Source organism: Hydrogenophaga sp. FW305-3-2-15-A-LB1 (assembly GCF_058787875.1).
Map to the genome: position 1 here is coordinate 44790 of NZ_JBYTAE010000029.1, position 13147 is coordinate 57936.

The 13147-nt window shown below is 69.8% G+C and carries 15 protein-coding genes; 6 read left to right on the forward strand and 9 right to left on the reverse strand.

Translation table 11 applies throughout. The annotated features are described in order from the left end of the window. The first annotated feature begins 1 nt into the window (after nt 1). Together AC3WPZ_RS11145 and AC3WPZ_RS11150 are read left to right on the forward strand one after the other, a co-directional pair. Nucleotides 2-763, forward strand: a complete 762-nt coding sequence (locus tag AC3WPZ_RS11145) for an ABC transporter permease (protein ID WP_291116570.1) — start codon at nt 2-4, stop codon at nt 761-763. 14 nt (nt 764-777) lie between these two features. Continuing rightward, nucleotides 778-1215, forward strand: coding sequence for a VOC family protein (locus AC3WPZ_RS11150; protein WP_444688318.1), 438 nt, complete (start codon nt 778-780; stop codon nt 1213-1215). A 10-nt stretch (nt 1216-1225) separates the two neighbouring features. On the opposite strand, the gene AC3WPZ_RS11155 is transcribed toward AC3WPZ_RS11150, so the two are convergent. Both AC3WPZ_RS11155 and AC3WPZ_RS11160 read right to left on the reverse strand, forming a co-directional pair. Then, entirely contained in the window at nt 1226-1846 is a 621-nt protein-coding gene (locus AC3WPZ_RS11155) for a hypothetical protein (RefSeq protein ID WP_492439571.1), read from the reverse strand. A gap of 86 nt (nt 1847-1932) precedes the next feature. Further along, nucleotides 1933-2823: a LysR family transcriptional regulator gene (locus AC3WPZ_RS11160; protein WP_382323538.1), complete on the reverse strand. Its 891-nt coding sequence runs from the start codon at nt 2821-2823 to the stop codon at nt 1933-1935. Between the two features lie 65 nt (nt 2824-2888). Here AC3WPZ_RS11160 and AC3WPZ_RS11165 point away from each other — a divergent pair, with 65 nt between their 5' ends. From AC3WPZ_RS11165 to AC3WPZ_RS11175, 3 genes are all read left to right on the forward strand, one after another. Further along, the gene (locus AC3WPZ_RS11165) at nt 2889-4256 is read left to right on the forward strand and encodes an acyclic terpene utilization AtuA family protein (protein WP_492439573.1); all 1368 of its coding nucleotides are present in this window, start codon (nt 2889-2891) and stop codon (nt 4254-4256) included. Between the two features lie 62 nt (nt 4257-4318). Further along, a complete protein-coding gene (locus AC3WPZ_RS11170; protein WP_492439583.1) occupies nt 4319-4684 on the forward strand; it encodes an AtuA-related protein in 366 nt (121 codons plus the stop codon). Between the two features lie 38 nt (nt 4685-4722). Beyond that, nucleotides 4723-5700 (forward strand): Bug family tripartite tricarboxylate transporter substrate binding protein, encoded by a 978-nt coding sequence (locus AC3WPZ_RS11175; protein WP_492439575.1) that lies wholly within the window; start codon nt 4723-4725, stop codon nt 5698-5700. Between the two features lie 17 nt (nt 5701-5717). Here AC3WPZ_RS11175 and AC3WPZ_RS11180 read toward each other — a convergent pair whose 3' ends face one another. Next, nucleotides 5718-6464 (reverse strand): SDR family oxidoreductase, encoded by a 747-nt coding sequence (locus tag AC3WPZ_RS11180; RefSeq protein WP_444688322.1) that lies wholly within the window; start codon nt 6462-6464, stop codon nt 5718-5720. 103 nt (nt 6465-6567) lie between these two features. On the opposite strand from AC3WPZ_RS11180, the gene AC3WPZ_RS11185 reads away from it, so the two are divergent. Then, a complete protein-coding gene (locus tag AC3WPZ_RS11185) occupies nt 6568-7518 on the forward strand; it encodes an AraC family transcriptional regulator (RefSeq protein ID WP_444688323.1) in 951 nt (316 codons plus the stop codon). Here the strand turns inward: AC3WPZ_RS11185 and serA are convergent. From serA to AC3WPZ_RS11215, 6 genes are all read right to left on the reverse strand, one after another. Continuing rightward, nucleotides 7449-8711, reverse strand: a complete 1263-nt coding sequence (gene serA / locus AC3WPZ_RS11190) for a phosphoglycerate dehydrogenase (protein ID WP_492439577.1) — start codon at nt 8709-8711, stop codon at nt 7449-7451. The two genes, AC3WPZ_RS11185 and serA, sit on opposite strands and share 70 nt — an antisense overlap. A gap of 45 nt (nt 8712-8756) precedes the next feature. Continuing rightward, a complete protein-coding gene (locus AC3WPZ_RS11195; protein WP_492439579.1) occupies nt 8757-9551 on the reverse strand; it encodes an AadA family aminoglycoside 3''-O-nucleotidyltransferase in 795 nt (264 codons plus the stop codon). Between the two features lie 5 nt (nt 9552-9556). Then, nucleotides 9557-10099 carry a DUF2894 domain-containing protein gene (locus tag AC3WPZ_RS11200; RefSeq protein ID WP_382328797.1) on the reverse strand — a complete coding sequence of 181 codons (543 nt, stop codon included), beginning with the start codon at nt 10097-10099 and terminating at the stop codon, nt 9557-9559. A gap of 1 nt (nt 10100) precedes the next feature. After that, nucleotides 10101-10757 carry an OmpA family protein gene (locus tag AC3WPZ_RS11205; RefSeq protein WP_492439585.1) on the reverse strand — a complete coding sequence of 219 codons (657 nt, stop codon included), beginning with the start codon at nt 10755-10757 and terminating at the stop codon, nt 10101-10103. Continuing rightward, a complete protein-coding gene (locus AC3WPZ_RS11210) occupies nt 10757-13003 on the reverse strand; it encodes a DUF802 domain-containing protein (protein WP_492439581.1) in 2247 nt (748 codons plus the stop codon). Before AC3WPZ_RS11210 ends, AC3WPZ_RS11205 begins: the two co-directional genes overlap by 1 nt. Before the next feature lie 9 nt (nt 13004-13012). After that, the coding region (locus tag AC3WPZ_RS11215) for a DUF3348 family protein (protein WP_492439587.1) at nt 13013-13147 on the reverse strand (135 nt) is incomplete at its 5' end.

Genomic DNA, 13147 nt, shown 5'->3' on the forward strand with positions numbered 1-13147 from the left:
CCTGAACATCCACGGCATCAAGGCCATCTACCGCTTCGAGATGGCGCGCACCTTCCGCACCATCACGCAAAGCATCCTCGCGCCGGTGCTCACCACCTCGCTGTATTTCATCGTCTTCGGCACGGCCATCGGCTCGCGCATGGGCGACATCGACGGCGTCACCTACGGCGCCTTCATCATCCCTGGCCTGGTCATGCTCTCGCTGCTGAGCGAGAGCATCTCCAACGCCTCGTTCGGCATCTACATGCCCAAGTGGTCGGGCACCATCTACGAGTTGCTGTCCGCGCCGGTGTCGTGGATCGAGGTGCTGCTGGGGTACGTGGGAGCGGCGGCCACCAAGTCCGTGATGCTGGGCCTGCTGATCCTGCTCACGGCGCGCGTGTTCGTGCCGTACCACATCGCGCACCCGGTGTGGATGCTCGGCTTCCTGCTGCTCACCGCCGTCACCTTCAGCCTGTTCGGCTTCATCATCGGCCTGTGGGCCGACAACTTCCAGAAGCTGCAGGTGATCCCGCTGCTGGTGGTGACGCCGCTGACCTTCCTGGGCGGCGCGTTCTACTCCATCAACATGCTGCCGCCGCTGTGGCAGACGGTCTCGCTGGTCAACCCGGTGGTCTACCTCATCAGCGGCTTCCGCTGGGCCTTCTACGGCGTGGCCGACGTGCACATCGCCGTGAGCACGGGCATGACGCTGGTGTTCATGGCGCTGTGCCTGGGTTTCATCTGGTGGGTGTTCCGCACCGGCTACAAGCTGCGCCGCTGAAGGGAGCCCTGGCCATGAAGCCCCGCATCACCGTCATCACCCTCGGCGTGGACGACCTCGAACGCGCGGTGGCTTTCTACCGCGACGGCCTGGGCCTGGCCACCAAGGGCATCATCGGCACCGAGTTCGAGAACGGCGCCGTGGCCTTCTTCAATCTGCAAAACGGCCTGAAGCTCGCGCTCTGGCCGCGCCGCAGCCTGGCGGCCGACACCGGCTTGCCGCTGCTCTCGCCCACCGCGCAGGCGTCGAGCGCGCTGGAACTCTCGCTGGGCCACAACGTGGACTCGCGCGAGGCGGTGGACGCCGTGATGCGGCAGGCCACCGAAGCCGGCGCGCGCATCGTCAAGCCCGCGCAAGAGACCTTCTACGGCGGCTATGCCGGCCACTTCCAGGACCCGGACGGGCACCTGTGGGAAGTGGTGTTCAACCCGGGGCTGGCGGAGCTGGGTTGACCGGACCGCCTCAGGGAAAGGCGTTCTCGCGAAGGCCGAGAACGTCGGAATGGTTGGGATTGGCCGTCGTGGACACGTTGGCGTTGTGGGCCGATGTCCAGGCATCGATGGGGTTGGTGCGGGCCACTTGATTGTGGTGGCCGTTGACGGTCACCTGGTTGCTGTGGCCGATGACATTCACGGTGTTGTGGTCGCCACCGACGTTCACGTTGTTCTGGTCGCCGATGACGTTCACACCACGCGAAAGATCGATCGTGCTCAGCTCGCGCCACACGTCTTCACTGGTCAGGCGCAGCGCAATCAGCTTCTGAATCCGGTCGGTGTGGGAAAGGCAGCAGGAGCCCGTCGTCTGGTGCTCTCTGAGCGCCCTGGCATACAGATGGAGTGTTTGAACGGCGGCCCACTTGTTCTGCGACAGCGCGGCGTCCATGCTTTCGCGGATGGCGCTTTCATCGCCACTGTCGATGCCCTTGAACCAATGGCCCTTGAGCGGGCCCCTGCCCAGGTTGGCGACGTGGTTCAACTGGTCGAAGAACAGCTGGTGCACGGCCAGCGTGGACCGCTTGTCCATCCGCACGTCGTCGGCGCTGAGCGAGGAGTTGCTGGGCCAGCCGACGCTGCTGGAATGCACGAAAGAATCTTGGGAACGGTTGATCATGGGCCGCTAAGTGCCCCCATCGTCCGGAAAGTTCGGAAGCCACCTCGGGGAACACCGGCTCAGGGCCGGTGCTTCATCAGCAGGCTGTGAAGCCCCTGCGCCGCCGAGGACAGCGCGCGGTCCGCGCGGCGCACCAGGAACACCTGCCGCTTCAGCCCGGCCGACTTGATCTGGCGCGCGCCCAGGCCGGGCTGCTCGAAGTGGAACAGCGTGAGCGAGGGCACGATGGTGATGCCCAGGCCCGCGCGCACCATGCCGGCCACGGTGCTGAGCTGCTCCAGCTCCATCACCGTGCGCATGCGGTGCGGGTAGATCGCGGCCTCGACGTACTGGCGCACGCTGCTGGAGCGGGCCAGCTGCACCATCGGGAAGGCATGCAACTCGGCCAGGCGCACCGCACCCGCACCGGCCGCGAGCGCGTGGCCTTCGGGAAACACCACATGGAAATCGTCCGAGCAGAAGCGCTCGGTGTGCAGCTCGGCCGCGTCGGTGCGCGATGAGGCCAGGGCGAAGTCCGCCCGGCCGGCGCGCACCCGCTCCAGGCATTCGTCGGACAGCACGTCGGCCACATCGAGTTCGATGCCGGGGTGGGCTTGGTGGAAGCGCGCGAGCAGGGGCGGCAACCAGCCCGCCGCGAGCGAGGGCAGGATGGCGATCGCCACCCGGCCCCGGCGCCGCGCCACATGGTCGCGCACCCCTTCGATGGCGGTGTCGGCGTCCTTGAGCAGGCGCAACGCGGCGTCCAGAAAGGCCTCGCCCTCGGCGGTGAGTTCCACGTGGCGCGTGGTGCGCTCGAACAGGCGGCCACCCAGGTTGGCTTCCAGCGACTGGATGAGCGCGGAGAACGCGGGCTGGGACAGGTGGCACAGCGAGGCCGCGCGGGTGAAGTTGCGCTGCTCGGCCAGCGCCACGAAGGCACGCAGTTCGCGGGTGGACAGATTGATCTGCATTTCAGATCAATATATCTGAAGTTTGAGTTTCACAGGATGAGTGCCCGGCGCCTACAGTGCGCGGCATGGCAAACACAACGGTGATTCACGTGGGTTCGGCCGCCGGCTTCTCCGGCGACCGCACCGACGCCGCCGGGCCGGTGGTCGATGCGCTCATCCAGACCGGCGGCCCGGCCTGCCTGATCTTCGAAACCCTGGCCGAGCGCACGCTGGCGCTGGCGCAACTGGCGCGGCTGCAGGACCCGGACGGCGGCTTCGAGCCGATGCTGGACGAGCTGGTGCGGCCCGTGCTCGCGCGCTGCCTGGCGCACCGCATTCCCATCGTGAGCAACTTCGGCGCGGCCAACCCGCTCGGCGCGGGCCGGCGCATCCAGGCCATCGCGCGCTCCCTGGGCCTGCGCGAACCCCGCGTGGCGGTGGTGCACGGCGACGACGTGGCCCACCGCGTGGCGGACACGCTGATGTCCGCCGACCTGGCGGCACAGCTGGCGGGCCGCGCCGTCATCAGCGCCAACGCCTACATCGGCGCGCAGCCCATCGCCGATGCGCTGCGCGCGGGCGCCGACGTGGTGGTGACCGGCCGCGTCGCCGACCCGTCCCTGGTGCTCGGACCGGCCCTGGCCCACCATGGCTGGGCCCTGGACGACTGGGACCGGATCGCGGGCGCCACCATGGCCGGCCACCTGCTGGAGTGCGGCGCGCAGGTCACGGGCGGTTACTACGCCGACCCCGGCGTGAAGGACGTGCCGGACCTGGCGCGAGTGGGCTACCCCATTGCGGCCATCGCGCAGGACGGCAACTGCACGGTCTTCAAACCCGAGGGCACCGGTGGCATGGTGGACGGGCACACCGTCAAGGAACAGCTGCTCTACGAGGTGCACGACCCGCGCGCCTACCTCACGCCCGATGTGGTGGCCGACATCACCGAGGCCCGCGTCGAACAGGTAGGCCGGGACCGGGTGCGGCTCAGCGGCGTGCGCGGCCATGGGCGGCCGGACACGCTGAAGGTGAACGTGTGCTTCGAGAGCGGCTGGCTGGCCGAGGGCGAGATCTCCTACGCCGGCGTGCGCGCGGAGCAGCGCGCCAGGCTTGCCGCCGAGGTGCTCACCCAGCGCCTGAACGGGCTGGGCCCGCTGCGCATCGACCTGATCGGCGTGGCCAGCGTGCTGGCCGACGACCAGGGCCGCTGGCTGCAGCACACCGATCCCGGCTCGGCCACCGACGTGCGCTTGCGCGTGGCCACGCGCCACGCGGACAAGGCCATGGCGCAGCGGCTGATGCGCGAGGTGACGGCGCTCTACACCTGCGGCCCGGCGGGTGGTGGTGGCGTGCGCACCGCGCTGCGCCCCACCCTGGGCACCGCCTCCTGCCCCATGGACCGCGCGCTGGTGCCCACCGGCTTTCGCCTGCTGGACGAAGGAGACGGCGCATGAGCGCAGCGCAGGGCCGCTCCCAAGCAAGCTCGCACCGCAGCCCACAGGGCGAAGGTACTCCAGTGAGCCCCACCGTCCTCACCGTGCCCCTCTGGCGCGCCGCCCACGGCCGCACCGGCGACAAGGGCAACCGATCCAACATCAGCGTGATCGCCTGGAGCGAGGCGCTTTACCCCTTGATCGTGGCGCAGATCACCGCCGAGCGCGTCGCCGCGCATTTCCGGTACCGCCAGCCCAGTCAGGTGGTGCGCCATCTGCTGCCCAGGCTGCACGCGATGAACTTCGTGCTGGACGACGTGCTCGACGGCGGTGTCAACGACGCCCTGAACCTGGACAGCCACGGCAAGGCCCTGTCCTTCCATCTGCTGGAACTCGAACTCGAGGTCCCCGCCCACCTGGTTTCCCAACTGCACGGCCCCTCGGGCTGAGGCGCTTCTTCCTTCACCATCCACCCCAGGAGACAGACATGAACAACAGCCCCTTCACCCGCCGCCACGCCGTGGTCGCGCTCGCCTCGTTGCTGGCCCTGCCGGCCGCCTTCGCCCAGGCTTCGCTCACCACCAAGCCCATCACCTTCATCGTGCCCTTCGCCGCCGGCAGCGCCACCGACATCCTGGCGCGCGCGCTGGGCCAATCGGTCAGCGAGCAGACCGGGCAGCCGGTGGTGGTGGACAACAAGGCCGGCGCCAGCGGCATGATCGCGGCCCAGGCCGCGGCCAACGCGCCCAAGGACGGCCACACCGTGCTCATCACCACCAACACCACGCACGCGGCCAACCAACACCTGTACAAGAAGCTCTCCTACGACCCGGTGAAGGACTTCGCCGCCATCACCGGCATCGGCAAGGGCGGCCAGATCATGATCGTGCGCGCGGACGCGCCCTACAAGAGCGTGGCCGACGTGCTGGCCGCCGCGAAGCAGGCGCCGGGCAAGCTGTCCTTCGGCAGCGGCAGTTCGTCCAGCCGCGTGGCGGGCGAGCTGTTCCAGCAGATGGCCAACGTCAACATCCTGCACGTGCCCTACCGCAGCAACCCCATGGGCATCACCGACCTGCTCGGCGGGCAGATCACCATGATGTTCACCGACGCCTCGACCGGCATGCCGCAGATCACCACCGGCAAGGTGCGTGCGCTGGGCGTCACCTCGGCCAGGCGCATGGCGTCGCTGCCCGACGTGCCCACCATCGCCGAAGCGGGCGTGAAGGGCTACGACATGGGTTACTGGTTCGCGGCCTACGCGCCGGCCGGCACCCCGGCGCCGGTGGTGACGCGGCTCAACGAGCTGTTGCACAAGGCCATCGAGAGCCAGGCCGTGCGCCAGTTCTTCGCCGGCAGCGGCGGCGAGGTGTTCCCCACCTCACCGGCCGAGCTGGTGAAGTTCCAGGCCAGCGAGACCGACATGTGGGGCCGCGTCATCAAGGCCGCCGGCATCGAGGCGGAGTGAGCCGCACCGGGCGCGCGTCAGGCGGCCTGCCGGGCCAGCGCCACCGCGTCCGCGCCCGCCGGGTAATGCAGCCGGGGTGAGGCGTCGTTCGCGGCCAGCCACACGGCCTCGGCCACGTCCGACTCCACCGTGAAGGCCGAGGCCGAGCCCAGGCTGGCGAAGACACTCTGCGCATAGGGCGCGTAGGCCTCGGGGATCAGCCCCTGCATGCGCTGCGCGCCGTTCTCGGTGAAGCGCGTGGTGGGCGCGTAACCCGGCTCGACCAGCTTCACGCGCACGTTGAAGGCCTGCAGCTCGTGCGCGAGCGAGGCGGTGAAGCCCTCGATGGCGGTCTTGCTCGCGGTGTAGGCCGCCACCAGCGGCATGGGCGCGAGCGTGGCGCTGGAGGTGACGTTGACCACCCGCCCGGCGCGGCGTTCGCGGAACTGCGGCAGCACCGCCTGCGTCATCGCCATGGTGCCGAAGGTGTTGGCCTCGAAGATCTCGCGCACCGTGGCCAGGGGCGTGGCCTCGAAGGCCCCGAACAGGCCCAGGCCGGCGTTGTTCACCAGCACGTCGATGGGCCCGGCGGCCTGCAGGGCGCTGGCGATGCTGGCCGGGTCGGTCACGTCCAGCGGCAGGACGGTCAGGCGCTCCGAGGCCGGCAGCAGGTCCCAGCGCGGCGTGCGCATGGTGGCCACCACGTGCCAGCCCTGGGCGAGAAAGTGGCGCGCGGTTTCGAGGCCGTAGCCAGACGAGCAGCCGGTGATCAGAACGGTTTTCATGGAGAGATCCTTGCAAATGAAGTGGAGAAGGTCGCCACGATATCGCGACAAAAACGGACTTACTAGAATCAAAAGTCCATCAATCATTCGCCAAAGTCCAATCATGGTGGATCCACTTGCCGACGTCATCGCCTTGCTGCGGCCCCGCGCGGTGTTCTCGAAAGTGATCAGCGGCGCCGGCGCCTGGGGCGTGCGCTACTCGGCCTTCGGGCAGCCCAGCTTCTGCACCCTGCTCGAGGGCCGCTGCCTGCTCGCCGTCCAGGGCCAGGAACCCATCACCCTGGAAGCGGGCGATTTCGTGTTGATGCCGGCCACGCCGGGCTTCACGCTCTCGGGTTTCGAGCCGGTGGAGCCGGTGGCGATCGACGCCCTGCAGGCGGCCGGCGCCCAGGGCGACCTGCGCCACGGCCGGCCCGACGGCCCGCCGGACGTGCGCATGCTCGGCGGTTACTTCGCCTTCGGCTCGCCCGACGCGGCCCTGCTGGTCTCGCTGCTGCCCGCTTTGTTGCACGTGCGCGGCATCGAGCGGCTCTCGGTGCTGGTGCGGCTGGTGCGAGAGGAATCGACCGAACAGCGCGCCGGCCGCGAGCTGGTGCTGGGCCGGCTGGTGGAGGTGCTGCTGATCGAGGCGCTGCGCTCCACCACCGGCGAAGGCGCCCCACCCGGCTTGCTGCGCGGCCTGGCCGATGCGCGGCTGGCGGCGGCGATGCGCCTCCTGCACGGCGAGCCCGCGCGCGCCTGGACGGTGGACGAACTCGCCCGGCAGGCGGCGCTGTCGCGCTCGGCCTTCTTCGACCGCTTCTCACGCGCCGTCGGTCTGCGCCCCATGGAATACCTGCTGGCCTGGCGCATGGCGCTGGCCAAGGACCTGCTGCGCCGCGACGGCATGGCGTTGGTCGAGGTGGCCGAGCGCGTGGGCTACGGCTCGGCCAGCAGCTTCAGCACCGCCTTCAGCCGCCATGTGGGCCAGGCGCCGGGCCAGTATCAGAACAGCACGCGGCAACGCAGCGTGCCCGGCACATCGAGCAGGCGGGCCAGCGCGATGTCCGAATAAGCCGCATCGACATCGATCACGACATAGCCCACCTCGCCCCGGGTCTGCAGGAACTGCCCGGCAATGTTGATGTGGTTGTCGGAGAACACCTGGTTGATGCGGGACATGACGCCCGGCACGTTCTGGTGCACATGCAGCAGTCGGTGATGCCCGGGGTGGGCCGGCAGCGCCACCTCGGGGAAGTTGACCGACGAGGTCGTGGTGCCGTTGTCGCTGTACTTCACCAGCTTGGCCGCCACCTCCACGCCGATGCTTTCCTGCGCCTCCTTCGTCGAGCCGCCGATGTGCGGCGTCAGAATCACGTTGTCCAGACCCCGCAACGGCGACTCGAAGAGGTCGTCGTTGCTGCGGGGCTCCTGGGGAAACACATCGATCGCCGCACCCAGCAGGCGCTTCTGCCGAATGGCTTCGGCCAGGGCTTCGATCACCACCACCTGGCCGCGCGCCGCATTGATCAGCACCGCCTCGGCTTTCATCAGGGCCAGTTCGGCCGCACCGATCATCCATTGCGTCGCGGCGGTTTCCGGCACGTGCAGGCTCACCACGTCGGCCTGTCTCAACACATCGGCCAGGCTCGGCACCTGGCGCGCGTTGCCCATCGGCAGCTTGGTGGCCACATCGAAAAACACCACCTGCATGCCCAGCGCTTCCGCCAGCACCGACAACTGCGCGCCAATGGAGCCATACCCCACGATGCCCAGCGTCTTGCCCCGGATCTCGTAGGAATGGCTGGCCGATTTGAGCCAGCCACCCCGGTGGGACACCGCGTTTTTCTCGGGGATGCCGCGCATCAGCAGAATCGCCTCGGCCAGCACCAGCTCGGCCACCGACCGGGTGTTGGAGAACGGCGCATTGAACACCGCCACGCCCCGCGCGCTGGCCGCGCTCAGGTCGACCTGGTTGGTGCCGATGCAGAAGCACCCCACCGCCGCCAACCGCTGGGCATGGGCCAGCACCTCGGCGGTCAGCTGGGTGCGGGAACGGATGCCCAGGAAATGCACGTCGGCGATCCGGTGCTTGAGCTCGTCCTCGGGCAGCGCGCCGGGCAGGCTCTCGATCTGGCTGTAGCCAGCGGCACGCAGCACCTCCACCGCAGAGGGGTGCACGCCCTCCAGCAGCAGGAATTTGATCTTTTTCTTGTCGATCGAGGTCGGGCTGGCGACCCCGGCAATGGGCGATGCGGGCAGGTTCATGGGTGAAAAATATAGGCGGATTTGATCGGCACAGTGGGCGTAGGCTCAATCCGTCGAACCCACGCGCTCGATCTCGGCCCGGACATGCCGCACGAACGCCGCCACGCCTTCCGCGTGTTCGGCCAGATCGTCTCGCGCGTGGCCCAGGTAGGCCGAGCGCGCCTTGGCCAGGACAGGCCGATGCCTTTCGGGCAGGCGCTCGAGCGCCCAAGTGGCGGCGGTGTCCTTGGAGGCAATCCCGCCGGTGACCGCGCTGAACCAGATGCGCGCCAGGGCGAGCACCACGTTGCGTTCGTCGCCCACCCAGTCGGGCGCCTCGTTCCACTGCGCCACGGTGTCGAGCAGCGCCTGCGCGAAATCGGCAGGAGGCACGGGCTCGAACAGCTCGGCCGCGGGCGGCCCCATCAGCGCAACGCTGTGTTGCCGCAGCTTGCTCAGCAGGATCGCCAGGTCGTGGTCCTCCATGGCGGGCTCGGTGGTGCCGGCCAACAGGTCGTCGCGCAGCCATTCGCCGAACTGCAGTTCGCGCCGCGCGGGATGCCGCCAGGGCACCACGTCGCCGCGCGCGAGCACCGTGACTTCGAGCGCGCGCAGCGGTCCCTCGGTGCCGGGTGGCGCGGAGACGGACAGCAGATCCACCATCAGCGCGCGGCGCACCGGCTCGGCCAGGGGCGCGCTCACCGTGACCATCAGGTCCACGTCGCTGAAGATTTGCAGTCCACCGTCCAGGGCCGAGCCGAACAGGTGGATCGCCTCCAGCCGGTCGCCGAGGTGGCGCTCCAGCACGGCGCGGGTGGCCGCGAGTTGTCCGGCGATCCCGGCGGGCACGGGGTGGGTCATGGCGTTCATTTCTTCTGCCGCGCCGCCTTGGGCTTGCCGGCCGGCTGCTTGAGCTGGGCGCTCGCCTGCTCCAGCCACAGCAGGGTGTCGGCGTGCGCCATGAAACGGCGCAGGTAGTCCGGCGAGAGTTCGCGCAGCAGGCCCAGGGTGCGCAACACCAGCATGTGCGAGTTGAGCGGGCCGGCGTTTTCGGGACCGCGCTGCACGGCCTGCACCACCTCGTCCTCGGCGCACAGGCGCGACCAGGTTTCGCGAAACGCCTGCGCGCTGCGCAGTTCGGGGCGGCCCGCGGCGGTGCCCGGCGCCTGCGTGGCGGTGGCGATGTGCTGATGGAGCCGGCCCAGCGGGGTGAGCGGCTTGGGCGGTGGCGCGCGCGGGCGCCGGGGCGGTGCGGCGGGCGCCACCGTGTCCTGGGCAAGCTCTTCGGCGGGCGCCACCACCGGCAGCTTCGCGCGCAGCAGGCGTTGCACGGCCTCGGGCGCGGCCTCCAGGCGGCGCGCCAGGGCGGCCAGGTAATGGGCGTGCACGGCGTCGGCGTCGTGGCTCATCTCAGGGCTTCGGGGTCGGCGCCGTCTTGGGCACGGGCGCCATCTCCACGCGGCGGTTGAGCGCGCGGCCCTTCTCGCTGCCGTTGGAGGCCACGGGCTGCTCGGCGCCGAAGGCCGCGCTGAACACGCGCTGCGGCGGCATGCCTTCCTGGATCAGCGCGCGCGTGACGGTGAGCGCGCGCTGGGCCGAGAGTTCGAGGTTGTCGGCGAAGCGCTGGTTGGTGGCCTGCACCGGGCGGTCGTCGGTGAAGCCGCTGACCATCAGCATCTCGTCGCGCTCGCCCAGGTAGACCTGCAGCGGCGGCACCAGGCTCTGCAGGATCTGCCGGCCTTCGGGGCGCAGCTCGTCGGAGTTGAGCGCGAACAGCACGCTGCCGCTGATGCCGATGCGGCCGTTGTCCAGCGTCACACGGCCGTTCTGCAGCGGAATGGCCAGGGCTTTTTCCAGGGCCATGCGGCGCTGCTCTTCCTGCTGGCGCTTCTGCACCTCGGCCTGCAGGCTGGCCACCAGGTCCATCTGCACCACGAGCACGCCGACCAGGATGAGCACGAAGGCGCCCACCAGGCCGGACATGAGATCGCCGAACACGGCCCACACCGGCGCGGTGTGGTCGGTGCCGTCCTCGTCCTCGATGTGGCGGTCGTCCAGGCCGATCATCACGCGGCCTTCTTCTCGGCGGGCCGCGGCTCGCGCAGGCGGCGCAGGTCTTCCACGATGCCTTGCTGCGAGCTGATGCTGAGGTCGATCACCTCGCGCGCCTGCGCCACGTAGTAGGCCAGCTGTTCGTCGCTGCGCGCCATGGACTGCGTGACGGCGCTTTCGATGCGCTGCAGGTTCTCGATCAGCTTCTCGTTGGTGGTGCTGAAGAGCTGCACGCCGTGGCCGAAGGCCTCGCCCAGGGCGGCGAGTTCGATGGCACTGCCGTTGACCTGCGCGGCCACCTCTTCGGCGCGCACGGCCTGCACGCCCACGGTGTCGGCGAACTGGCGCCCCACCTGGTCGAGCACCGCGCCGGCGGAGGTGACGAGCGATTCGACGGCGGCGCGCTGTTCGCCCGTGGCCTGCTGCACGGACTGCAGCAGCGCGTCGATGTTTTGCATGAGCGCGGCGCGTTCCTGCAGCGCCGTGTTGTCGCGCGCGGTGAGCTGGCTCATCTCCTGGCGCAGCTGGGCGATCACCTCGGCCGCGGCCTTGGGCGCCTCGGCGGCGGTGTCCAGCAGGCGCGCCATCGGCGCTTCGAGCGCGGTGCCCAGCGTCGCGAGGTGGGTGGCCACCTGGTCGTTCAGCGAAGCCTGCAGCTCGCCCACGCGCTGCGCGCTGGCCTGGTCGCGCGCGGCTTCTTCGCGGCGCAGGCTGGCGAGTTCGTCACGCCAGAGGGTCGCGGTCTGTTCCAGCGTCTGTGCCACGGTCTGTTGCTGGGCCAGGGTCTGCGCGCCGAGCTGTCGCCATTCGTTTTGCAGTGTGGCCGCCAGGGTCTGCAAGGTCTGCGCCCACGCGGCGTGCTGCTGCTGGTCGGCCGTGGTCTGCTCGGCGTGCGAGCGGCTCACGGTTTCCTGCACGCCGGTGATCAGCGCGGCGCAACGCTGTTCGAAGCTGGTGGTGAAGGCGGTGAGCGCGCGGTCCAGGCCCTGCGCCTGCTGTTCGCTGGTGTGGGCGTGCTGCTGCAGGGCCACCGTCCAGCCGTCGGCCACGGTGCCCGCGGTGGCGCCGAAGCGCTCGGAGAGCTGGTTCATCTGCGCCTGCACCGCCGCGCTCACGCGCTCGTGCAGTTGCGTCGACTCCCGCGCGAGCGCGCCCATGGCGTTCTCCACCACCGGCTGCAGGCTCTCGCCGGCCGCGCGGGCGCTGGCGCTCAGGCTGTCCTTGAGCGTCTTCTCGACCGAGTTCGCCAGGCCCTGGTAGGCCTCGCTGGCCTCCCGGTGGAACTGCGTCTGCCGCGCCAGCAGCTGTTCGTCCAGTTGCTGGCCGCGCTGCTCGATCTGCGCCATCAGCGCGATGGTGCCCTTGGCGCTGTCCACCACGGGCCGCAGGCTCTCACCGGCGGCCTGGGCGCTGGCGCTCACGCTGTCCTTGAGCGACCGCTCCACGGATGTCGCCAGGCCCTGGTAGGCCTCGCTCGCCGCCTGGTGGAACTGGGTCTGGCGGGTCAGCAGCTGCTCGTCCATCTGCTGGCTGCGGCGTTCGAGCTGCGCCATGAGCGCCTGCAGCTGGTTCACCACGGCGGGCAGCGCACCGGCCTGCTGCTGCAGGGCGTCGAAGGTGGCCTGGCGCTGGTGGGCCAGCGAGAACGGGCGGAACACGGTGGCGGTGTGGGCTTCGAGCTGGCGAGCCACGTCGGCGCGCTCGCGCCGGGCGATGGCGGACATCAGGCCCAGCATGGCCGAGGTGGCCACGCCGACCACCGAGGTGCCGAAGGCCAGGCCCAGGCCCTTGATGGGCGCGGCCAGCGCCGAGCGGATGGCCTGCAGGTCGGCCGAGCCTTCGAGCGTGAACACCACGCCCTTGAAGGTGACCACCATGCCGAGGAAGGTGCCCAGCATGCCCAGCATCACCAGCAGGCCGATCAGGTAGGGCGTGAGCGCCAGGCCGGGCAGCGCGCCGCGCTCGCCCTCGATGCGCTGGCGCACGGCGTTCTGCAGGCCGGGCGGCACGCGCGCGAGCCAGTCGCCCAGCGTGGCGAGCGGCTGCGGCACGTTGGCCAGCGCCTCGGCGAGCGAGGCGGTGGTCTGCCGGTAGCGCCGGATCTCCTGCGCGCCCAGCAGGTAGACCGCGCCGATGACCGCGGTCATGGCGAGCGCGAAAAGGCTGGAGCCGACAAAACCCGCGCCCACCCAGGCGATGGCCAGCAGGCCCAGGACGAAGGCGGCGGTGAAAAACAAACGGTTCAGGGAAGGGCTGTTCATGGATTCAATTCAATGCGGCTTCGCGGGCGCCTGGGCCAGCGCTTCGATCATGCCCAGCACCGGCTGCAGCCGCAGGTCAAGCTCGGCCAGCAAGGCCTGCTGCAGGTCCTGCTCGAACAGGGTGGGCCAGGTGTCGGGGTGGCT